The sequence below is a fragment of the Aquimarina sp. KJ22-3 genome (genome assembly GCF_055808215.1).
Genome location: NZ_CM147859.1, coordinates 3,941,146 through 3,963,225 on the forward strand (window position 1 = coordinate 3,941,146; position 22,080 = coordinate 3,963,225).

Annotated in this window: 19 protein-coding genes; 8 read left to right on the top strand and 11 right to left on the bottom strand. The window is 36.4% G+C overall.

The annotated features are described in order from the left end of the window. Positions 1-17: 17 nt before the first annotated feature. Positions 18-1,283, bottom strand: a complete 1,266-nt coding sequence (locus tag AC0L3Q_RS18170) for a hypothetical protein (protein WP_473281697.1) — start codon at positions 1,281-1,283, stop codon at positions 18-20. A gap of 281 nt (positions 1,284-1,564) precedes the next feature. Between AC0L3Q_RS18170 and AC0L3Q_RS18175 the strand changes: the two genes are divergently transcribed. Continuing rightward, entirely contained in the window at positions 1,565-1,723 is a 159-nt protein-coding gene (locus AC0L3Q_RS18175; RefSeq protein ID WP_473281699.1) for a 30S ribosomal protein THX, read from the top strand. 1 nt (position 1,724) lies between these two features. On the opposite strand, the gene AC0L3Q_RS18180 is transcribed toward AC0L3Q_RS18175, so the two are convergent. After that, positions 1,725-2,378: a uracil-DNA glycosylase family protein gene (locus tag AC0L3Q_RS18180; RefSeq protein ID WP_473281701.1), complete on the bottom strand. Its 654-nt coding sequence runs from the start codon at positions 2,376-2,378 to the stop codon at positions 1,725-1,727. Between the two features lie 142 nt (positions 2,379-2,520). Here AC0L3Q_RS18180 and AC0L3Q_RS18185 point away from each other — a divergent pair, with 142 nt between their 5' ends. The 5 genes from AC0L3Q_RS18185 (at position 2,521) to AC0L3Q_RS18205 (ending at position 8,020) form a co-directional block, all read left to right on the top strand. Next, the gene (locus tag AC0L3Q_RS18185) at positions 2,521-2,841 is read left to right on the top strand and encodes a hypothetical protein (protein WP_473281703.1); all 321 of its coding nucleotides are present in this window, start codon (positions 2,521-2,523) and stop codon (positions 2,839-2,841) included. Positions 2,842-3,026: 185 nt separating this feature from the next. Then, a complete protein-coding gene (locus AC0L3Q_RS18190; protein ID WP_473281705.1) occupies positions 3,027-4,061 on the top strand; it encodes an alpha/beta hydrolase fold domain-containing protein in 1,035 nt (344 codons plus the stop codon). Positions 4,062-4,192: 131 nt separating this feature from the next. Beyond that, positions 4,193-4,846 (top strand): hypothetical protein, encoded by a 654-nt coding sequence (locus AC0L3Q_RS18195; protein ID WP_473281707.1) that lies wholly within the window; start codon positions 4,193-4,195, stop codon positions 4,844-4,846. A 130-nt stretch (positions 4,847-4,976) separates the two neighbouring features. Next, positions 4,977-5,810, top strand: a complete 834-nt coding sequence (locus AC0L3Q_RS18200) for an AraC family transcriptional regulator (protein ID WP_473281709.1) — start codon at positions 4,977-4,979, stop codon at positions 5,808-5,810. A 77-nt stretch (positions 5,811-5,887) separates the two neighbouring features. Further along, positions 5,888-8,020: a DUF885 family protein gene (locus AC0L3Q_RS18205; RefSeq protein WP_473281711.1), complete on the top strand. Its 2,133-nt coding sequence runs from the start codon at positions 5,888-5,890 to the stop codon at positions 8,018-8,020. Between the two features lie 21 nt (positions 8,021-8,041). Here AC0L3Q_RS18205 and AC0L3Q_RS18210 read toward each other — a convergent pair whose 3' ends face one another. The 5 genes from AC0L3Q_RS18210 to AC0L3Q_RS18230 form a co-directional block, all read right to left on the bottom strand. Then, on the bottom strand, positions 8,042-9,700 hold the full coding sequence (locus tag AC0L3Q_RS18210) for an MBOAT family O-acyltransferase (protein WP_473281713.1): 1,659 nt from the start codon (positions 9,698-9,700) through the stop codon (positions 8,042-8,044). Then, a complete protein-coding gene (locus tag AC0L3Q_RS18215; protein ID WP_473281715.1) occupies positions 9,693-10,970 on the bottom strand; it encodes a GDSL-type esterase/lipase family protein in 1,278 nt (425 codons plus the stop codon). Before AC0L3Q_RS18215 ends, AC0L3Q_RS18210 begins: the two co-directional genes overlap by 8 nt. Further along, positions 10,960-11,769 carry an SGNH/GDSL hydrolase family protein gene (locus tag AC0L3Q_RS18220; protein WP_473281717.1) on the bottom strand — a complete coding sequence of 270 codons (810 nt, stop codon included), beginning with the start codon at positions 11,767-11,769 and terminating at the stop codon, positions 10,960-10,962. The genes AC0L3Q_RS18215 and AC0L3Q_RS18220 overlap by 11 nt, the downstream gene beginning before the upstream one ends. A 5-nt stretch (positions 11,770-11,774) precedes the next feature. Then, positions 11,775-12,434, bottom strand: coding sequence for a hypothetical protein (locus tag AC0L3Q_RS18225; RefSeq protein ID WP_473281718.1), 660 nt, complete (start codon positions 12,432-12,434; stop codon positions 11,775-11,777). Between the two features lie 205 nt (positions 12,435-12,639). Continuing rightward, positions 12,640-13,767 (bottom strand): M57 family metalloprotease, encoded by a 1,128-nt coding sequence (locus tag AC0L3Q_RS18230; protein ID WP_473281719.1) that lies wholly within the window; start codon positions 13,765-13,767, stop codon positions 12,640-12,642. Positions 13,768-14,114: 347 nt separating this feature from the next. Here AC0L3Q_RS18230 and AC0L3Q_RS18235 point away from each other — a divergent pair, with 347 nt between their 5' ends. Beyond that, positions 14,115-14,297 carry a class I lanthipeptide gene (locus AC0L3Q_RS18235; RefSeq protein ID WP_473281721.1) on the top strand — a complete coding sequence of 61 codons (183 nt, stop codon included), beginning with the start codon at positions 14,115-14,117 and terminating at the stop codon, positions 14,295-14,297. A 68-nt stretch (positions 14,298-14,365) separates the two neighbouring features. On the opposite strand, the gene AC0L3Q_RS18240 is transcribed toward AC0L3Q_RS18235, so the two are convergent. Beyond that, a complete protein-coding gene (locus AC0L3Q_RS18240; RefSeq protein WP_473281723.1) occupies positions 14,366-17,818 on the bottom strand; it encodes a pyruvate carboxylase in 3,453 nt (1,150 codons plus the stop codon). A 265-nt stretch (positions 17,819-18,083) separates the two neighbouring features. On the opposite strand from AC0L3Q_RS18240, the gene AC0L3Q_RS18245 reads away from it, so the two are divergent. Next, positions 18,084-18,920 (top strand): hypothetical protein, encoded by an 837-nt coding sequence (locus AC0L3Q_RS18245; protein WP_473281724.1) that lies wholly within the window; start codon positions 18,084-18,086, stop codon positions 18,918-18,920. Between the two features lie 71 nt (positions 18,921-18,991). Here AC0L3Q_RS18245 and AC0L3Q_RS18250 read toward each other — a convergent pair whose 3' ends face one another. From AC0L3Q_RS18250 to AC0L3Q_RS18260, 3 genes are read right to left on the bottom strand one after another with little or no spacing between them, the layout of a single operon-like run. Continuing rightward, entirely contained in the window at positions 18,992-20,131 is a 1,140-nt protein-coding gene (locus AC0L3Q_RS18250) for a TRAP transporter substrate-binding protein (RefSeq protein ID WP_473281726.1), read from the bottom strand. A 40-nt stretch (positions 20,132-20,171) separates the two neighbouring features. Next, a complete protein-coding gene (locus tag AC0L3Q_RS18255; RefSeq protein ID WP_473281728.1) occupies positions 20,172-21,518 on the bottom strand; it encodes a TRAP transporter large permease in 1,347 nt (448 codons plus the stop codon). Continuing rightward, complete coding sequence (locus AC0L3Q_RS18260; RefSeq protein WP_473281730.1) at positions 21,518-22,021, bottom strand: TRAP transporter small permease subunit; 504 nt, start codon at positions 22,019-22,021, stop codon at positions 21,518-21,520. The genes AC0L3Q_RS18255 and AC0L3Q_RS18260 overlap by 1 nt, the downstream gene beginning before the upstream one ends. Positions 22,022-22,080 lie beyond the last annotated feature (59 nt).

Below are 22,080 nucleotides of genomic sequence, written 5' to 3' on the forward strand. Positions count from 1 at the left end.
TTTTCGCTTTTGATATCTTACTCTCGTTTCACAAAAAGGTTACGGATAAATTTATCCAGTTTTTCCCTTTTCAGAAGCATTACGCTAGTATCGATTCTTGTGATAAAACCGTAAGGATTGCCATCAATAGACATCTCTCCAGCAATATACAATAGATCATTTTCGTCAATCTGCATTTTACCCAATGTAATTGTAGGGTGTCTAAGCATAATAGATGCGATACCATCAACTCCAAAAGTTTCATCTATGGTTCCATCATTCTTAAGTTTCTTGATCAATATCTCAGCATCATCATTCAGGCTTTTGGACACTACAAATAGTTCCCCTTTCTTATTTACAACAAAATTGGAGTCATACAAATCGGCATTACCATCCACCTGGCCACTATCTCTAAAGGTTTTATCCTGATTACCGTCTACGTCATATTTATTGATAAGATATAATGCTTCAGAATTCGTTTTTATTTGAGAAATATACACTGAAGTATCTGTCAATACTATTTGATCAATAGTTTCATAATCCCCTTCTACCGACAAACAATGTATATTTTGACGTTCCATTCGTTCACTGTTCAAACCAGCCAGATAAGTGGCATGATCCACTTCATTTTCAGTACTTCCAGAATACGCCAAAAACAGATAGTCATCCCGCATGGCAGAACTATCTAATCGATAGCAATGATTGGCATACAAGTCCGAGGATAAGGTCCTTCCTTCACTGCTCAATTTGAGAATAGCTATCTTCTCTTCGGTGGTAGAAACACTAAAATCATTGATTTTTGCAACCACTACAATTTCTCCATTCGATGAGGTATATAAAAACTGACCAAAATTATCATCAGAGTTATCTAATATGCTTTTGGTATAAATTCCTCCTCTACCAAATTGAGTATTCAGCGTTCCGTCTTCAAAAAACTCATTAATATGGATCATCCAACTCAATCCATTCCACAAATTGGATAACACCACTACGGTACCATAAGGTGTGGCGCTCATCGCAACCGGAGTAGTTCCTTCATTATTTAAAATGGCCGAGGTAAAATTAAAAGAGGTATCCTTCTGACCATTTTTAAGCAAACGAATCAAATTACCATTATCATCAGACAAATGCAAGACATAAAGTTCATCATTGTCTGTTAAATTGTAGTCGATGATTCGAGAGGTATTCATCCCCAATTCCTTGAATAAACAAAGGCCATTTCTGGCAAACTTCTCATCAATCTGCTGTGCAGATATAGGAATACAAAGGGCACAAAAAAGTAAAGTGAAAAAATTAATTTTCATGTTTAGTTGGTGTATAGCTTTTAGTCTAAGCCATCACTCAAGAGGTTGGTTAGGATGAAAGATCCAGGGGTAGTTGGATTCTGCTCCCAAAAAAAGAATTAATATGTTATAAAACAAAACCTTTCGACAAACATCTAATAAAATAGATCAAATCACTGAAATTAATTTTGAAATGATCTGTAAGCTGAAAAGGATATTATACTCTTTTCGTTTTTCTGTCTTAATTCACTAAATTAGTAACACTTTAATTTTCAGATAGTTTAACACAAAAATTAAGATTTATGGGCAAAGGAGATAAAAAGACAAAACGTGGTAAAATCCATATGGGCACCTTTGGAAGACGAAGAAAAAGAAAAAAATCTGTTTCCACGATTCCTCCGAAGGCAAAATCCGCCGCGAAAAAAACTACAAAAAAGGCCAAAGAGGAAGAAACAGAATAAATCAAAAGAATTCTTGATATTGCATGACTCTAAAGTCGATGGTATTGAATTTGGGGTCTTTGCTTTTTAGATCCTTATAGATCTGCATACTTCCGATTGCCCGATTTGCAGAACCCGAAGGCGCTGTAAGCGATACGGTTTCAATCATTCTATTAGCTATTACCACCTTATGTATTCTAGGTACCGTATTAGAAACTACTTCTAACTTTAGATCATGTTCTTTTAAGAGTCTTCTAAAAAAATACTCAGGTCCATTTTTGCTATTGCCGCCCATAAAGATCAAACGATCTATTTTTGGATATTTTTCTAAGTAGCCAACCAAATCTCTTAATTGAACATTTTGCATTCCGAGGTCTGAAGCATCGATCTTGTCACGTTCGCAACGCTGTACAATATCACAAACACCAATTCGATTTGCCGTCAAAAATCTTCTTCGTTGCTCTGCGGCTTCGTGGGTGGTCTCATACTTAAGACCAAGATCAAAAATTCGATCCAAGACCGGCCATAACAAACCATTACTGCTACCATAGCAAAAATCTACATCTTTATCATTAAGTGCTCCCGTAGTAAATCTGGGAGGTGGTAAAGTACCCACAATCAACTTTGTTGCTTCTGGAGGGAAAAAAGGTTCGTAAGGATGAATGTGTTGAAACATGATACGAATGTAACTGTATTCTCTAAAAAACAAAAACTAACATATAAAACTACAGAATAAAAGAACTACAGCATTCTTCAGTCCCACGCAACTTTTCTATGGTGAATGGATCTATTAAAGGTAATCAAAAAACAAAAAAACAATGAAAATCAAGATGTTGACTTTATTTTTAGCTTTAGGATGTATCGCTTTGAGTTGCAAAAATGATGATGACTCTCCAATCCAATTCGAATCAACCGCAACAATCTCAGGTTTAGATTTAACACTATGTGCCTGCTGTGGAGGATGGATTATTAACATCGATGAAGAGGAATCTGCAAGGCGTTTTTCTGAATTGCCACAAAACGCTACCATTGATTTAGAAAATTCTACATTTCCAATCACTGTACAATTAAATTGGGAAGCATCTGATGAATATTGTGGTAATGGAATTATTATTGAATCCATCCAATTGATAGAATAAAACTACTCTGAATAAGTATAATCTAACTAAATACTTTTTAAATCCACTCCCGATTTCTGACCCATATGTATTGTTCTAAAATTAGTAAATTGAAGTCCGGGACTAATCTCACATAAATCATAAGAAATTTAGCGACTTCACTAAACCTTTTTAATCAAACGGAGTCTAATACATCAAAACATGTGATGGAAATATATAAAGTTTTATGCTGTCTTTTCATAGTCTTGGGTACAGTTTCATGTAGTGATGATGAATCGACTGTATCATCTCCAGATGCTCAAGAACGCCTGGTAGTACTTCAATACACAAATGCCCCTATAAACATTGAAGGCACAAATGCTCGATTCTCGATGGATGTGTCGTATGATCAATACGACAAAACCAAATTCGATATCTTTTTACCAGATAGTTCTACTCCTACAGGATTGGTGATCTTTATTCATGGCGGTGGATTTACTGGAGGAGATAAAGCATTTATTTACAACTCAACTTTTGAATCAGATATTACCAGGCTGCTCAACAATGGTGTTGCGGTAGCCACAATCAATTATAGACTTCTTGAAACTGGTGATACCGAAGGTGTTTTAAAAAGTTTGAATGATTCCAAAAGAGCTTTACAATATATAAGGTATATTCATAATGAACTAAACATTGACAAAGACAAAATTGTACTATACGGTTCTTCGGCAGGGGCTTCAACTTCATTGTGGTTAGCAACAAATGATGATTTAAAAGAAATAAATAGCGATGATCCTGTATTGAGAGAAAGTACTCGTGTACAAGGACTTGCCATTAAAGCTACACAATCCAGCTTGGATATCGAAAAAAGATGGCTGGGTGATGTTTTTATTGAGTTTGGAATTACTCTAGAAGATATTATTCAAGAGTATGGAGAAGATAGAATATACAACTTTTATGGGGTAAGCAATCAACAAGAATACCAAACTCCAGAGATCGAAACCTATCGCCAACAAGTTGATATGCTTTCTTTTCTTAGCTCAGATGATCCTGAAATTTGGGTTGCGAATACCGGAACACAAAACGATGAACCTACAAGCACAGGTAGTTTTAATCATCATCCTTTTCATGCTAGAGAAATTAAAGAATTTGCGGATGCAGCCGGTGTTCCTAATGTAGCCGTGTATGGAAATCCCATATTATTTAACAACCAGAATGGTGAAGGATATGTTGAATTTCTATTGAGGAAAATCAACGAATAAATTCTGTGAGTATAATAAATAACAAAAGTTTAAGAGGGATCAAATAAAATAGTGCTATACTAGAAGTATATCATAAAAATGTGTAATCAGTAATTCTATACCACTTTTGGTAGCGAACAAAACAAACACTTATGAAAAGAGCATTATTTGTTGTCATCTCATTATTGCTATCTATTTCTTGCGCTAAAAAGAAAAATACCGCAAACAATGAGTTATCTCTTGACCCAAGATACTTTCATATCAAAAGTATAAACACATTTGCCCATTGCAATGGGCCCAATGGCAGGTACACTACACAAGTAATCTCAAAAAAGAATGGATACCTCCTTTTTTCTCAAGTTTACGAATATAGAGACTCCCCATTCATAGGGGAATTAAGCTCAGACAACAAAGGCTACGCTGTTGATAAGGACGGAAAAATTTTAGACACCTTATCAAATGTTGCCGTAGAGATGATTAGAAGTCATGATTTCCATAGATTACAAACCAATCCCTGGTCTTTTTTTAATCAAATCAAATATGAAAAAAACTCTGAATCTAAGATTGATTTATATTCAGGGATTGATAGATTGAACAACCCTGTAAAAATTTATTATGACAACGCTATAGAACAGATTAGAACTATCGAATTTCTAAATATGATGGACACAACCGAAACCATCCAAGTAACCTATCAACAATGGGAAGAAAGTATGTATGGAAAACTTGCAAAGAAGGTCGAAATTATTCAAGCAAAAAAAGATACGTTCCATTTCGATTTCAAAACCATCAAGATAAATGAATAAGAACACCTATTAACTCGCTTCATAACCACTAGTAACTTAAGAAGATTTGCAACCGTAAATAATTTGTATTAAGTTTATTAGAACAAGACGAGTTCCAAGAGTACGTTAAAATAGTTCGTGATTGTATTGTATGTTTAGTAACCAAAGCAAATACCAAAGTCAATATGGCGAAATCAAGCAATCCTATGCCTATGAAAAATTTTATTTCAAAGGTGAAACCAAGGGTATTGCATTAAAATATGTCAAGCAGGGGTATGAAGACTATTTAATAAACGATCAGGTTCTTCGCGTTAAACAGGGACAGTTTATTCTGGTTCCTGAAGGCCAAAAGTTTGAAGCAAAATCCAAATTAGCTTCCCAAAGTATCCATGGGCTTTGCATCGATTTAAATCCTACTACTCTTGATATCGATCTTGCAAAAATGTATGCCAATCCTCTACTCTTTAATCTTCCATTTGATTGTTTGCATTTTTCACCTTTGGTCAAAAAATTGCATACTACCCATTCAAATAAAGACAATAACTCAGAATTGTATAAAACCCTAACTATTCTAAACGAGCAGGTACACACTTTCGCTAAAGAGATTACCGGTCTTCATGAACGCCTCTCCGTTCAATCCAGAAACACAGATACACAAAGAGCTATTCTCATTAAAATGATTTCTTGCAAGAACTTCATTTATCAACATTTCAACCAAAAGATAACATTAGACCAGTTGGCTACCTATACTGGCATTTCTAAGTATCATTTTTCAAGATTGTTTAAGTTGTGTTTTCAGGAATCTCCTCAGGAACTACAAGAAAAGTTAAGAATGGATAAGGCAATTGAGCTACTTCAAAACAATACCATGCAGCTCAATACTATAGCCTATGATCTGGGTTATCATGATTTGGCAAGTTTTTCCAAAAAATTCAAAAACTACTACGATATATCTCCTTCTGAACGCAGGAAAATGACAAATTAGCAATATTTTACAAGCCTCCTTGTTCCTGTCATCTTAATTTTATGAAGTACAGTATCATTTAAATCATTCAGCCAGGTATGCGTTTTTATTTATGTCTTTCTACCCTCATCATCTTCTTTTCATGTAAGACCAAAGCTCAATCCGAAGGTCTGGAGTTGGTATCCCAGCAATTCGTAGCAGCTTACAAAACAATGGACTTACCTCCATTGACTTTGGATTACATAGAAAACCTCAACAATATCCAAAACAAAGATGCGGTACTCGCTCAAGAAAAAACGTTTAATGACCTGGAAGCGGCACTCATCAAAATTAACACCAGTCATTTATCAGAAAGCGAACGATTAGACTTCAATTTAATGAAGTATGAAATAGCCCTCAACAAATTCAGGATCAATCTTGAGAAAAAATGGAATGAAGAAAAACCGGATAAAATTCCTACTACGGGGATTGTTAATGTGCCCAACGGTAAACTATTATATACTTATTTTTTGAAAAAATGGGTCGATGTAAAAGTAACACCTGAAATGATGTTTGATTTTGGTCTGGAAGAGATCGCAAGGGTAAAAAACAAAATGAAGGATATCCAAAGTACGTCCGGCATGGATAGTATTAGTTTCAGAAAACATCTTACAAATCCTGATTTCTTCTTCAATGACCCTGCTGAAATTTTGAAAGCTTACCAGGAGAAGAAGATGGAAGTAGGACATAAGATTACAGAGTTGTTTCCAGGGTTGAGTTCGATACCCGATGTAAGTATTAAAGAATACAAACAAGAAACTCTGATAGAAACCCCTGGTTTTTATCGGCGCAGAGAGAATTCGCTTTATTTCAAATACTTTGAGAAACCCTACAGTAAAAGACAAATAGGATGGTTATACACTCATGAAGGATTACCTGGACACCACTACCAAATTAAATATGCCGAGAAACTTGAGTTATCAGAGATACAAAAGCTTGTGGGTTCTGCTTGTTATAAAGAAGGATGGGCTGCTTACATTGAAGAAATTGGATATGAGATAGGTGCTTATAAAAACAGCTACGATGAATATGGAAAATGGGAATGGGACCTTATCCGGTCTGTTCGAGTAGCCATGGATGTAGGGTTAAACTACTTTGGTTGGTCTGATGAAAAAGCTTTAGCATTTTGGCAACAGCATATACAAGAACAGGATCATATTGCACATCGGGAAATAAAGAGAATGAAGCAATGGCCTGCCCAAGTGATTACTTATAAATATGGAGCTGACAAAATACTAAAATGGAGAAGCCTTTATGAAAAAGAAGCAGATTTTTCAACACTAGAATTTCATAAAAAGATATTACAATATGGAGATATCCCCTTTTATGTTTTAGAAAAACATATTGGTATAGCCGATATTAGAGAAATTCATAATATCCCCTATGTTCAAGCTACTCGAGCAGTAGATGACCCTCTGCAAAGATTGAATCTTGTGCTTCCACAAACCACAACAAAAGCTCCTTTACTCATTTGGATTGGCGGTGGTGCCTGGGCCTATGTAGATAGGAATATTGAAATGAATGTAGTACGCAATATTGCCAAAAAAGGAATCGCCGTTGCCTCTGTTGGGCATCGCCTAAGTGCAGATTGGCGTGATCCTAATCCAGTGGTAGACATTCAATACCCAGATCATGTTAAAGATGTAAGTACTGCGTTAAAATGGTTAATCGACCATGCAGATGAGTATGGCTATGACAAAGAACATATATTTGTTGGTGGGTTTTCTTCGGGAGCACATCTTACTGCAATGCTCGCATTGGATGAACGTTTCTTAAAAGAACATGGATTAACCCAAAATCACATTAAAGGCATCATTCCTGTTAGTGGCACCTATGACATTGAGAACTATCATGAAGCTTTTCTTAATGGAAGCAGACCTCATCTCGCCAAATTACATGTACAATCCGTATTTGGTGACACCAAAAAACATTTTGAAACCGCTTCTGCCACTTCATATCTGGATCATCTATCCGTGCCAATATTACTTCTTTCGGATACAGGGACATTTAATTACACTCGAATTTTTGAAAAAGGGATCAAAAAACGGAACTTCCAAAAACTGGAAGTACGTCATGTTGACTTAACACATGGTGAACTTTGGAGAAACTTATCAGAAGCTCCCAAAAGCGAATACCGAGATTTGATTACTGATTTTATTCAAAAATATTCTGAGGCACCAGAAAAGATGTAAGCATAACGATAGCAAAAATCTCTAAAACTGGAAATATATGAATGGCTGGAAATCGGCAGCATAGGTTTGATAGCAAATAATTGCTACCAAAGTAGCCACTATAGCTTTAATGATAAAATGACTCTTTATAAATAAAGCTTCTATCCAATCCTTTGTTTTATATGGCAACCAATGGGTAATATAGCCTATAAGCATCACGATAAATACCACTCTATATTCCCAAAGCACAGCCAACGCATTTCCCCAGTCCATGTTTGTTGCTACTTGCTGGTAAAACCGTTCGATATGATCCATACTATTTCCTCTAAAATAGATTCTAGTAAATGTGATAAAAACAAAAGTCAATGCAATTCTCCATAATAAGGCATACCAGGCTTTAGAATTTTCGTAAGGACTAATCTTTCTCCAGTATTTATACACCACAATTCCCACTCCATTAAGTCCTCCCCATATGACAAATTTCCAGGAAGCTCCGTGCCACAACCCTCCGATCAACATGGTGATCATAATATTTACATTTCTATTAAAATGCCAAGCTAATCGTGAAGAAAACAAAGTAATAATCAACATGAAACCTACCCCTGCAGCCGCTATTAGAGCTATTCCATAATCAGACACTGCAAATACCCCAAGAAAGGTAAATACCAAAATAAAAGCATATGAAAAAATACTCCCATTACGATTACCTCCAATAGGAATGTATAGATAATCCTTTAACCAACTTGATAAAGAAATATGCCAACGTTTCCAGAAATCACCACAGTGAATCGCTTTGTATGGAGAATCAAAATTGATCGGTAATTTATATCCCATTAATAATGCCAAGCCTATTGCGATATCGGTGTACCCAGAAAAATCTCCATAAATCTGTAGGGAGTATCCAAACATCGCCATGATATTGGTAAATCCAGAAAACATTTCGGGTACATCAAAAACCCGATCCATAAAATTTGCCGCGATATAATCTGCAAACAACATTTTTTTGATCAATCCTTTTAGGATCATATAAGTTGCTTGTCCGAATTCTACTTTGGTGATCTTTATTTCCTTTCGGATCTGTGGAACAAAATCCGCCGCTCGTACAATTGGGCCGGCAACCAACTGCGGAAAAAAGCTTACAAAAAAGCCAAAATCGATAATAGAGTTGAGTGGTTTAATTTGCTTTCTATAGATGTCTACACTATAGCTAATCGTCTGGAACGTATAAAACGAGATCCCCACCGGTAAGATAATCTTATCAACTGTAAAATAATCTACCTCTCCCCAGGTGTTGGCCCATTGCGCAAGATAGTTGATAACCTCATAATTGGTCTGAAACAAATAATTATAGGAATCTGTAAAGAAATAGGCATATTTAAAATAGCAAAGTGTACCCAAATTGATAATTACACTAATCGCTACCAGGAACTTTTGCAAAATGACCGATTTACTCCTGTAAATAGCTTTTCCTAAAAAGAAATCATTGATCGTACTAAAAAGCAGAATCCCAATAAAAAGCCCACTTGTTTTGTAATAAAAAAGGATACTTATCGCAAAAAGATATGCACTCCTAAGGCTTTTTTTACTGTAAACAATCGCATAGATAAAATAGACCACCGAGAAGAACACCCAAAAATCTGCTTGAGTAAAGATTAAAGGAGAGTCCTCTGAAAATGAAAATATGTCTAATAATCTATTCATTAATAATGCTATTCAAAATCGAATTGTTCGGTACTTGCAGTTCTTTTTCCCAGGCATTCGCTAATGCCTGTAATAACAAATCTGCTTTGATTCGATATCCTTTTACGGTAAAATGTATTCGATCTTTGGGCATTAGTTTGTTATTATACCAATCTCTAGATGAGTTAAAGCCCCCCATAATTTCGTAAAAATCCCAAACTGCCATTTGTTGTTCTTTGGCAACTTCATAAATCATTTTTCTTGCTATTCTCGTTCTAGGGTTTGGCACTTTCTTTTTGTAATAAGAATCGTTGGGTACGGTAAGCAGCACTGCACACTCGGGATTTGCCTTTTGAATCAGTTTTATCAGATTGGTATATTGTTGTTTGTATTCCTGAGGCTCAAAATCTGGATGATAGGCATCGTTTGTTCCCACCGAAACAATAAACAGATCAGGTTTATACAATAACAGCTGATCATCAAAATATTCGCATCGTTCGTAGTATGAAAAACTTCCTCCATTCACTCCGATAGAGGTATATTGAATTCCTTTATTATCATTCATCAATTCTATTCCCATCATTAAGAACTCAGCTTCTTCATGATCTTCAACTCTTCGAATACAGAAATCGATTTCCTCTACTTTTTTGGTCAGTTTATACTCAATAAAGTGGGCTTCTTTGTTTTCTTTTATTTCTGAGACTAATCCAGCTTCTTTAAATGCAATTTCGTAGTCCGTACTCCAATCATCATAAAAGATTCTGATCTTGTCAAAATCATACATATCTTGATGATAGTTGTTCCCATTAGCTTTAATTTTTACATTGGCCAAAGAATCTTTGAATACAGCGGTTACTCCAGAGAGTCCCCAAGCTACGCTATCTTTTCTTACCGAACAGCGATATCCTTGCCACTCTCCATCATGTTCTACTCTGTAGTTACCGGGATTATTGGTTTTGGCAATTTTATAAGGATAGATAAAACCTCTTTGCCCTTTGGCCGTTGGGCCCATGGTCTGTAAATACGATCTCAAACGATTAGAATAAATATCTGCCTGGATATGAGAGCCTCCGATATGAAAAATATGCAAATCGGTTTTTCCTCCCTTTGCTATGGTATCCATTTTATGAAAAAGTGTCTTGAAAGCGGGAGAATACTCTGCCATTTTTATCGTATTGGCTTTCCAGTTCACAAAGGGATATTTTCCTTCTATAGAATCTAACACATAAGTTTGCGCCATAGCAGGTACCGCAACTAAGTATAGGTAAAACAACAGTTTTTTACACTTCATTTTTTTCGGGTTCTTTAAGGTCTAGGTATAGGGCAGTAAAAAATAGTTCAGAAATTATTTTGGTTCCTTTCCAGGTAAAATGCATATAGTCTTTGGCAGTAAGTTTTTCTTCTACCCATAACTCCATAGATCCTTTCCCTCCCATAGCATCATACATACTCCAATATGCTACATCATTTGACAAACAGGTTTCCATCAACTTAGTATTGAGATAAGGCAATAAGGGATAGGTTTCCATTTTACCATTAACTGGTAAGCACATATCTGTAGGGCCTATAAATATAAAGTTAGCATTTTTGGCTCTTCGTCGTATCCAATTGACCTGGGTTTTGATGCGATTTGCGTATTTATCGACATCGATAGAGTCTTTGAGATAAGGCATAGTATTACCCCCATACTGCATGATCACTATTTTGGGTTTCAACTGTCTCACCATTCGTGAGTAAGTAGTTGCATTAGCCCTTGCAAATATGGTTCCTGAGGCTCCACGCATGGCTATATTATCAATTTGCACTCTTGATCCACCATCCAGTGTTAATCCATAAAAATCTGCACTTACCTTACCTTCTAATTCTATTTTGAGGTTGGTTGGTGTAGTTAATGTCCTAATTTTGTATTGATGATATCGTCCATCAGGTATTAAACTATCTTGCTGAATCAGTTCCCCGTCATTGTACACAGAAATCTTGATAGGAACGTTACAATTGCCATAATGCAAACCAATGTTGGTAAACCTTCGAAACTTGGCATAGGTTTTTTTGGACTTACCGATAGTAACCGAAGCTTTGATTACTGGCAAGGAATCTAGTACAGCACTATCAGGTAGTTTTTTCTGATACTCTGTAAAACGGGATACCGAAAGATACGCCCCGTACTTTCTATGTGAAAACTTCTTTTTGTTGGGTCGAAAAAGGCATATCGTTCCCAATTTTCACTAGGTTCTACAATAGCACTTATTTGACGATAAACAGGCATTAATGGTATAAATCCAGGACCACTACCTCCATACATATGCTGTAATCGGTTTCGTAAATAGGCAGTAATTCTATCTCCTTCGATCTGAGAATCTCCATAATGTAGAATCCTACATGATTTTGAAGATAACTTTCTACGCAACTGGTTGGCAAAATCCGGATTGCTATCGGGATATCGTATTCGTACTAAACGGGTAGTATCAATTTTTGAAAAATCCGGTAGTTGCTTGATTTGTTGCACTTCTGCAATCTGATTATCCTCTGGAGTTTCTATTTCCAACGGAGTAACAATCTCGGTAACTTCCAGAATATCTTGTCTGGTAAGGGACGAATCTTTTTCTAAACCCAAAAAGGTAGTGTAGGTAGGGTATTTTAACGAAACCCCTTCATAAGAAAAACCATCATCCTGAGTTTGCTCTTTTTGCACTCCTCCTTTCTGACTCAAGAACATTAATCCAAACAATGCTCCTAGCACCAAAAATATAAACAATGATATTTGAATAGGCCTAATTTTCAACGTTTCCCGGGGTATTTTCCTCTTATTTAGTAAAAATAGAAAGATTTTGGAAACTTCAAAGGTTTAACTCTGTTATTGACAACAACTTCTACCAATAATCAACAAATAAAAAGGATGAACCAGTAGTTCATCGTTTTGTTGCATATTTAAATTAAAAAATAAGATGCTATCTTGTGTCTTAAAATCGAGTTCTAGCCAAAGTAATATCGACACTTTCTTCTGTGCACGTTTCACCTTGTAAAAAGGTACATTGCTCTTCCTCTTCATCTATAAAATATCGATTCAACCCGGCATTAAGATTACGAGATCTGTTGTAGTAATAGGTTCCCGAAGTATGATTATATTCTCTCACCTCAACACGATACCCAACAGTTATATTTCTATTAAGATTGGCAGTTGTGGTATAGCTTCCATCTGTAAAAACATCTACAAATACATTAAATGCTTGTTCAAAATCTGGATATTCTGTATAACTATATTCCAATTCTCTATCGATTCGTAAAGCTCTTGGAAATAAAGCTCTGGCCGCTATTAGGTCTCCATTAGAAAAAGTAACTCCTCCTCTTGCTGTGTGCCACATTACGGATTGTGTATCATTTTCTGCAGTACCAGGTATATTGATTGCACTACTCTCTCCATTAGCTCTCCAATCGGTATGCCTGAACCCCACACAATGTCCTAACTCATGTACAAAAACATTTCTCCTTAAGTTAGCTCCAAACCGCATCAACTCATCTACATTGATGGTTACGGTATTAAAAGGTCTACCGTTGGTAGGAAAACCAGCTCGCCCAAGGACATCGGCATCTTCTACACCAAAATCGCTACGCATAGTTATGTGCGCTTGATTTGCATTAAATACTCTTACAAAAAACAAAGCACAATTATTAATTCCATTCCAAGCATTAATTGCATTTACCGCATCATTACGCAACGTATTATTTAATGAATTATCTATAAACACCTGAATACGCATTCTTTCCAGAGAAACCGTTTTCCCGTTATTATAAGCTTGTTTGCTTATATCATCAAGTTCTTGTTCATAATCTTTAATATCCTTGCTATATAATAAATCTGGCGGAGCCAAAAAGAAATCTTTGGTTTCATAAATACTGCCTTTCTCATATCCTTGTTTGTATAACCATTGAACCACAGGATGGTTATCTGGAGCTATTTTTTTGAAGTCTTCCTGAAGCACAGAACTCTCGTTGGCAGCATCAAAAACTTCATCAGGTTCATTTTCGCAATTGGTTAAAATAAAAGAGCAGACGAATACATAGGCAATTGTACGAAATACATTTTTCATGATTTATAAATTAAGTTTGTTAATAGGCTTAAGTTATAAATCGTCTACGAGCTACATGTGTCTTTTCTGTTATGAAAAGTTTAAACCAAGATTAGAATAAGTTTGCACCTTAACCTGTATCTTGACTTAATATCTTCATCAAAAAGAATGATAAAAAAACCGAACATCGGTTCATCCTTTCATTATTTCAACAGATCAAAAAAACAGTTTTTATAAGGCTTTACGGTAGTAAAGATCAAATGAATTCAAATTTCATTTTTGGGTTAAGTTTAACTGAAGTTGAGAAAAACTTAATAAACATAAAACCTAACTTTAGTTTAATAATTATTAACCTTAAATATTTTACAATGAAAAAGAGAAATTTGAACAAGTTGACTTTAAACAAAAACATTATTTCGGACCTTCAAAAGAGAACAGTAAATGGAGGTCACTTACCTGGTTCTATTGGAGGAACTTGCCATTCTGACTTAGGAACATGCGGACCAGGAGAGAGTTTGGAAGCTTTTCCGGCACCTTGTCATATTGGGTAATCCAACCAAACATTCATAAGTAAAAAATGGGGCTTTGAAAGCCCCATTTTTAATTAGATTTTGTTTGTTTATTTTAAAGTGATCACCAAATCATCAGCCTCTACCATTGTTCCACCTTTTAGTACAATCTTTTTGACCACAGCATCTTCATTGGCAGTAATAGTAGTTTCCATTTTCATCGCCTCTATAATAAACAGCGGATCATTTTTCTTAACAGCCTGACCTGTTTTTACCAATATCGAAGATAACGAACCTTGAAGAGGCGCCCCGATTTGTTTGGCATCGGCTTTATCCGCTTTAGCATGAACCACTTTATCCACTTTTATCGAATTGTCTTGTATCTGTACATTTCGAGTTTGCCCATTCACTTTGAAGAAAACGGTTACTTTACCTTCTTCATTAGGCTCTCCTACTGATACTAATTCGATCAATAGTATTTTTCCTTTATCCAACTGCACAATAATCTCTTCTCCCGGAGTCATCCCATAGAAGAAATTCTTTGTGGGGATATTCATTACATTCCCATACTTCAAATGATGGTTATAGGCTCCTGCATATACTTTTGGATACAATTTATAAGATAGGAAATCAGTAATGTCTAACTCTCTTCCCATTCCTTTTTTGAATACCTTCTCAAAATCTTTGTATTCTTCTTCAAAATCAATAGGCTCCAGATGTGCATTAGGTCGATCTGTGAAAGGTTTTTGATCTTTTAATATTGATTTTTGAAGCTCCTTAGGAAATCCTCCTTCTGGTTGCCCAAGTTCACCTTTGAACAAGCTTACTACAGATTGAGGGAAAGAAATGGTTTCTCCTCTTTCTTTTACATCTTCGATGGTTAAGTTATTACTCACCAGATACTGCGCCATATCCCCAACCACTTTGGAACTTGGAGTAACTTTTACAATATCTCCAAACAATTCGTTTACTTCTCCATACATCTTTGTAATCTCGTGGAAACGATCTGCTAATCCCAAGCCTTGAGCTTGAGGCTTTAGGTTAGAGTATTGTCCTCCTGGAATTTCGTGCTGATATACTTCTCCCGTACCTGCTTTTAATCCAGATTCGAATACATAATAATATTCTCTCACCGCTTCCCAATAATTAGAATACTCGTTAAGTTTTTGAATATCCATTTCGTTCTCTCTTTCGTGATACTTAAGCACTTCTACCAAAGAGTTGAAATTAGGTTGCGCGGTTAATCCCGAAAGTCCTCCCAGAGCCACATCTACTACATCCACTCCTGCTTCCATAGCTTTGAGGTACGTTGCTGATTGTACCGAAGAGGTATCATGCGTATGTAAATGAATAGGAATATTAATTTCTGACTTTAATGCAGAAACTAACTCATAGGCCGCATAAGGTTTTAACAACCCCGCCATATCTTTAATTCCTAAAATATGTGCTCCAGCATTTTCTATATCTTTTGCCAATTGCACATAATACTCCAAGGTGTATTTTGTTCTTTTTGGATCCAAAATATCCCCGGTATAACATAATGACCCTTCTGCTAATCCTCCGGTTCTGGTCCGAACATGCTCGATACAAGGCGCAATAGATTGCATCCAGTTTAAAGAATCAAAAATTCGGAATACATCTACTCCGTTCTCCCAGGATTGTTCTACAAATTTACCGATCAAATTATCTGGGTATGCCGTATATCCGACTCCGTTTGACCCTCTGATTAGCATCTGCAACAGAATATTAGGCATCGCCTCACGAAGCAGTCTAAGACGCTCCCAAGGATTTTCTTTTAAGAATCGCAGACATACATCAAAAGTTGCTCCACCCCATACTTCCATACTGAAAACTTGTGGATGGTTTTTTGCAAATCCCTCAGCTACTTTCAACATATCATAGGTTCGCATACGTGTTGCCAACAAACTTTGATGCGCATCTCGCATAGTGGTATCTGTAAAATGGATTTTTTTCTCATTTTTTAACCACTCTGCAAACTTTTCAGGTCCAAGTTCTGTAAGCAAGTCTTTGGTTCCTTTTTGATATCCACCTTTTTCATCATACTTAGGCACTTGTGGCGTCACAAAAGTTTTAGTTGGATCTAATTTCTTTACATCTGGATTTCCATTTACGATAACATCTCCTAAGAAATTAGCCAATTTGGTCGCTCTGTTACGAGATTCTTTTATTTTGAAAAGTTCTTTCGTATCTCTGATGAAGTTTACCGTTACCGCACCTTTTCTGAAGGTATCATGATTCAAAATATTATCCAGGAAAGGCATGTTGGTTTTCACCCCTCTGATTCTGAATTCAGAGAGCGCTCTTCTCATTTTTCTACAAGCCCCATCCAATGTTCTACTATTGGCAGAAACTTTTACCAGCATCGAATCAAAGAAAGGAGAAATCGTTACCCCTTGATATACACTACCAGCGTCTAATCGAATCCCAAATCCTGAAGCACTACGATAGGTAGAAATGGTTCCATAATCTGGTTTGAAGTCATTTTCCGGATCTTCTGTAGTAATCCTACATTGTACAGCATATCCGTTGACTTTTAAGCTTTCCTGACTTCCAATTTTAATTTGTTTGTCAGATAGCTGATATCCTCCAGCAATAAAAATCTGAGCTTTGATCAAATCAATTCCAGTTACGATTTCGGTAACCGTATGCTCCACTTGCACTCTTGGGTTTACTTCTATAAAATAAATACTTCCATCATCATCTACCAAAAATTCTACCGTCCCAATATTGTTGTAATCTACTGCCTTACATATCGTAAGTGCGTAATTATACAAATTGTCCAAAATATCTTGTGCAACGCCAAATGAAGGAGCATATTCGATTACTTTTTGGTAACGTCTTTGTACCGAACAATCTCGTTCAAAAAGATGCACCATATTACCATGATGATCTGCTACAATCTGTATCTCAATATGCTTTGGATTCTCAACAAACTTCTCCAAAAACACAGTATCATCTCCAAATGCATTAAGAGCCTCTCTTCTTGATTCGGGATATGCTTTTTCTAATTCTTCTGCATTTCTAATCACACGCATACCTCGACCACCTCCTCCAGATGCTGCTTTCAGCATTACCGGAAATCCAATTCGCTTAGCTTCTTTAAGTGCAACCTTTATATCTACAAGATCTTCTTTGTTGCTTTCGATGATAGGAATGTTATTCTCTATAGCCACCTTCTTTGCAGTGATCTTATCTCCTAACGAACGTAGTACTGATACTTTTGGTCCAATAAAAATGATTCCATTTTCCTGACATTGCTCTGCAAAGTCAGCGTTCTCAGAAAGAAAACCATAACCCGGATGAATCGCATCTACGTTATTATTTTTAGCAACTTTAATGATTTCCGGAATATTCAAATAAGGTTTTAATGGCTCGTGATTTTCTCCGATTTGATAGGCTTCATCAGCTTTATATCGGTGTAAAGAATAACGATCCTCGTAGGTATACACCCCTACAGTTTGTAGCCCAATTTCTGTACAAGCTCTAAAAATTCTAATGGCAATTTCACCACGATTGGCAACTAAAACCTTTTTAATTTGCATAATTTAAATTTTGAGTTTAGAACACTTTTAGCGAACATTCGCTGCGAAGATATTGATAAGATAAATTCTTTGCAATAGATATTTTAAAATATTAGAAAAAGAATATAAAGTTTCTTTTTTGAGCTTTTTTTCTTTTTCAACACATTTTCTCTAACATAACCTTAACATAAATTAACGAATCCTATAATAAGATTATCGGCCGCTTTACCGTTTTAAAAACAACCATTCCAATATAATATTCACTAATTAAAAAAATCAATTAAGCATGAAAAACAGGGTAATTACGCTTTTAAGTCCGCTATGCTTCGGTCTATTTTTATTTGTTGGTTGCCAGAATGATGACAACGAGCAAGAGATTCCAACCGAACAGGTCACGACCTCTATACAATATAAGGATATTGAAGCGGCTAATCAAAGAATTCAAGCATTTGTTCAGGATGTATTTACTTTAGAATCAGGTTTTGTTGCTAATCGAATAGTACCTACAAAATCCAACGACTGTGTAACTACAACTTCTGAGGTTACCGAAACTACACGGACTATAACCATAGATTTTGGAGACGGATGTGAAGTAGGTCAAGGTGAAGTGATCACCGGGTTGATCAGGATGAGTTTTAGCGTAGACCTGGATGCTGAAAATAAGGTTACCATTACCTACACCGTAGAGAATTTTACCTACAAAGATATTTCTGTTAACGGAACTGCTACCTCTATATTTACATTTGATCGTGATGCAGGTACTCGAAAATTTACTACAGATTCTAATTTCACCTTTGGTTGGGGAGATGGTCTTTCTGCCACTAGTGTCACCAATTTTGTAAATGAAACTTTCTTTGAAATGAATGCAGATGCCCCAGGTAATTTTGATTTCTACAACCTTACCTCTGGAACTAGTACTACAACGTTTAGTAATGGAGATGTGTATGCAGTAGAAATTACGACTCCGTTGCGAAATGAAAGAGGTTGTGTCTACACGGTGAGTGGAGTTGTTGTGACTTCAGAAAATAGCGATACTTCTACTTTGGATTATGGAGATGGAACCTGCGACAATTTAGCTACGCTGACTGATAAAGACGGAAATGAAACAACCATAGAGTTATAATACCATAGTAAACATCGTCATATTGTGGTATTCACCGTTTTGGCTCCCCTTGCCAAAACGGTTTTTTTATGCTATTTCTGTATCTTGTTGTAGTAGGCTTTTTCGGTAACTTCCGACCATTTTGCGATTTTTTTCTGAAAGTTGGAGTAACTCTCATACACCTCTTTGGTCAACGGATCGTCTCCTACCATTTCTTGTAAAGCTTCATCAGTATATCCTCTCAGCGCATCCAAAGTTTCTTTAGAAAATTCTCTAACCTCAACTCCCTCTTCATTCACCAATTTATCCAAATAAATCCCATTTTGCCTATCAAATTCTGCCAACACCCAAACTTGTGCCCGTTTTGAAGCCGCCTCCAAAACCGCTTGTAAATGTGGAGGTAAACCATCATATAAATTCTTATTTACAAAAAACTCCAATTGAGAACCCGTTTCGTGCCAACCCGGTGTATAGTAGTATTTCGCAATTTTATGAAATCCCATTTTATAATCGTGATAAGGACCTATCCATTCGGTAGCATCTATTACTCCTCGTTCTAGACTGGTATATATTTCACTACCGGCCACCAATACCGCAGCACCACCTGCTTTTTCAAGGACCTTTCCTCCTATACCTGGTAATCTCATTTTCAACCCTTTAAAATCCTCCACAGAATTGATTTCGCGATTAAACCAACCTCCCATTTGCACTCCTGTATTTCCTCCCATAAAAGGAACCAGATTAAATTTGGCATAGGTTTTTTTCCATAGTTCATATCCTCCTCCGGTTTCTAACCACGAAGTAATTTGCTGGCTATTCATACCAAAAGGAACCGCAGCAAAAAACTGAGCTGCCGGTGTCTTCCCCGCCCAATAATAAGACGCTCCACACCCCATCTCAATCGTTCCTTGCGAAACTGCATCAAAAGCTTCTAAAGGCGGTACTAGTTCCCCTCCTCCATATACTTTGATTTTTATTTGTCCGTTGGATAATTCTTCAACCCACTCTGAATACTTTTCTGCCACTTCTCCCAAAACCGGGAAGTTAGGAGGCCATGTCGTGGTCATTTTCCAATAAAACACTTTGTCCGGTTTTGAAGTATTGTACACCGTATTGGGATCCATACTTGCTGGGGGATCTCCCAAACAAGAAGAGAATAATAGTGGTAGCAAGAAAAACCAAAAAGAAGCTTTTGTAAATTGCTGAAAGGGTTTGAAATTTAAAAAACGCATAGTTATCTATATTATCGATGAAACCAACAAGTGATTTCTATTATTTTGATATGAAAATGATTTCAGGAAAAAACACCACCAAACTTACAATGAACAATTGTATCACGATAAACGGAATGATCCCTTTGTAAATCTGACTTGTTTTTACCGTTTCTGGAGCAACCCCTTTTAGATAGAACAAGGCAAAACCAAAGGGCGGGGTCAAAAATGAGGTTTGTAGATTTAACGCAATCAAAATCCCTACCCAAAGCATATCCATCCCAAAAGCATTAAATACCGGAGTCACCACCGGAACAATGATGAATACAATTTCAATAAAATCAATAAAAAATCCTGCTATAAAAACCACCAACATCACCAACAAAAGAAATAGCAACGGAGTTAGGTTTGAAGACATTATGATTTCTTGCAAATACGCGTCTCCTCCAAGAGTTCTAAATACCAGGGTAAAAGTTGTAGCTCCCAAAAGAATAAAAAACACCATTGAAGTGAGCTTAGCCGTCTCCTGGCCTACTTCTTTCAAAATCTTTAACGAGAACTTTTTCTGAATAATCGTAAGCAAAGTAGCACCAATGGCACCAATTGCAGAGGCCTCGGTAGGAGAAGCAATTCCTGTAAAAATAGACCCTAACACCAAAACAATCAATAACACCGGAAGTAATAACACCTTTATTACTCTTGCTCCAAATTGGGATCCTCTAAACTCCTGTATCTCCTCTGCTGGTATACTTGGAGCATCTTCTTTACGAATCCAGGATATGATCAAAATATAAATGATATAAAGACCAACCAATACCATCCCCGGAAATAATGCTGCAGAAAATAGAGCTCCTACATCTACAGATGCCGCTCCTCTGGAAGAACTATTGATCGTATCCGCCAGCAATACCAGAACTATCGAAGGCGGGATAATTTGCCCCAAAGTTCCTGAAGAAGCGATCACCCCCGTAGCTAACTCAGTTTTATACCCTCTTTTGAGCATAGTGGGTAAACTTATTAATCCCATAGTCACTACAGTTGCTCCAACGATTCCAGTTGAAGCTGCTAACAAGGCACCTACAATCACAACAGAGATGGCTAATCCTCCTCTTACTCTTCCAAACATCATGGCCATGGTTTCTAACAAACTTTGGGCTAGTCCTGATTTTTCTAGCATAATCCCCATGAAAATAAATAAGGGGACCGCCATAAGCACATAGTTATTGACTACACCCATTATTCTGGAAGGCAACAGATAGAACGTAGACATCTGAAAAACATCTGGCGCTAATAAGGAAACGCCATAGGCAAAGGCTATAGAAATCCCGCCCAAAGTGAACGCAACAGGATAACCTCTTAAAATCAGAATAAAAATAATTACAAAGAGTACAATTGCTAAATATTCCATTAATTATCTTTATTTCGAAGGATTTGAATTGATTTTAAAATGCTTGACACTCCTTGCAACAGGAGGAAAACAAACCCAAGGGTAATGCAAAATTTAAGGACATACAGTGCAGGCAATCCACCAGGTTGTGGAGAACCTTCACCTATCATAAAAGAAGACAAACCATAGTACCAAGACGATACAATAACTACATAGCACCAAGGAATTAGCAGGAAAACTGCTCCTAAAAGATCGATCCAGGCTTTACCTTTTTGAGATAGTTTGGTATAAAAAATATCTACCCGTACATGCTTATCAAATTTGAAGGTATATCCGGAAGCCAACAAAAATAACATCCCGAATAGATAAATTTCTATTTCTATCATCCAGACGTAAGTAAATTGGAAAACATAACGAATGACAACATCCAACCCTATGATAATAGCTAATAACACCGACACCCAACTCACCGTTGTGCCAATTTTTTCACCAATCTCATCAAGGATATTGATTATCTTTTGCATCTAAGAATTTGTATGAAGCATATCTGAGGGAAAGATACTAAAATTAGATGCAGCAAAAA

What these genes read in the sequence shown, in the direction of transcription:
- AC0L3Q_RS18170 (WP_473281697.1), bottom strand. Translation starts at nt 1,283, where the DNA reads ATGAAAATTAATTTTTTCACTTTACTTTTTTGTGCCCTTTGTATTCCT.
- AC0L3Q_RS18175 (WP_473281699.1), top strand. Translation starts at nt 1,565, where the DNA reads ATGGGCAAAGGAGATAAAAAGACAAAACGTGGTAAAATCCATATGGGC.
- AC0L3Q_RS18180 (WP_473281701.1), bottom strand. Translation starts at nt 2,378, where the DNA reads ATGTTTCAACACATTCATCCTTACGAACCTTTTTTCCCTCCAGAAGCA.
- AC0L3Q_RS18185 (WP_473281703.1), top strand. Translation starts at nt 2,521, where the DNA reads ATGAAAATCAAGATGTTGACTTTATTTTTAGCTTTAGGATGTATCGCT.
- AC0L3Q_RS18190 (WP_473281705.1), top strand. Translation starts at nt 3,027, where the DNA reads ATGGAAATATATAAAGTTTTATGCTGTCTTTTCATAGTCTTGGGTACA.
- AC0L3Q_RS18195 (WP_473281707.1), top strand. Translation starts at nt 4,193, where the DNA reads ATGAAAAGAGCATTATTTGTTGTCATCTCATTATTGCTATCTATTTCT.
- AC0L3Q_RS18200 (WP_473281709.1), top strand. Translation starts at nt 4,977, where the DNA reads ATGTTTAGTAACCAAAGCAAATACCAAAGTCAATATGGCGAAATCAAG.
- AC0L3Q_RS18205 (WP_473281711.1), top strand. Translation starts at nt 5,888, where the DNA reads ATGCGTTTTTATTTATGTCTTTCTACCCTCATCATCTTCTTTTCATGT.
- AC0L3Q_RS18210 (WP_473281713.1), bottom strand. Translation starts at nt 9,700, where the DNA reads ATGAATAGATTATTAGACATATTTTCATTTTCAGAGGACTCTCCTTTA.
- AC0L3Q_RS18215 (WP_473281715.1), bottom strand. Translation starts at nt 10,970, where the DNA reads ATGAAGTGTAAAAAACTGTTGTTTTACCTATACTTAGTTGCGGTACCT.
- AC0L3Q_RS18230 (WP_473281719.1), bottom strand. Translation starts at nt 13,767, where the DNA reads ATGAAAAATGTATTTCGTACAATTGCCTATGTATTCGTCTGCTCTTTT.
- AC0L3Q_RS18235 (WP_473281721.1), top strand. Translation starts at nt 14,115, where the DNA reads ATGAAAAAGAGAAATTTGAACAAGTTGACTTTAAACAAAAACATTATT.
- AC0L3Q_RS18240 (WP_473281723.1), bottom strand. Translation starts at nt 17,818, where the DNA reads ATGCAAATTAAAAAGGTTTTAGTTGCCAATCGTGGTGAAATTGCCATT.
- AC0L3Q_RS18245 (WP_473281724.1), top strand. Translation starts at nt 18,084, where the DNA reads ATGAAAAACAGGGTAATTACGCTTTTAAGTCCGCTATGCTTCGGTCTA.
- AC0L3Q_RS18250 (WP_473281726.1), bottom strand. Translation starts at nt 20,131, where the DNA reads ATGCGTTTTTTAAATTTCAAACCCTTTCAGCAATTTACAAAAGCTTCT.
- AC0L3Q_RS18255 (WP_473281728.1), bottom strand. Translation starts at nt 21,518, where the DNA reads ATGGAATATTTAGCAATTGTACTCTTTGTAATTATTTTTATTCTGATT.
- AC0L3Q_RS18260 (WP_473281730.1), bottom strand. Translation starts at nt 22,021, where the DNA reads ATGCAAAAGATAATCAATATCCTTGATGAGATTGGTGAAAAAATTGGC.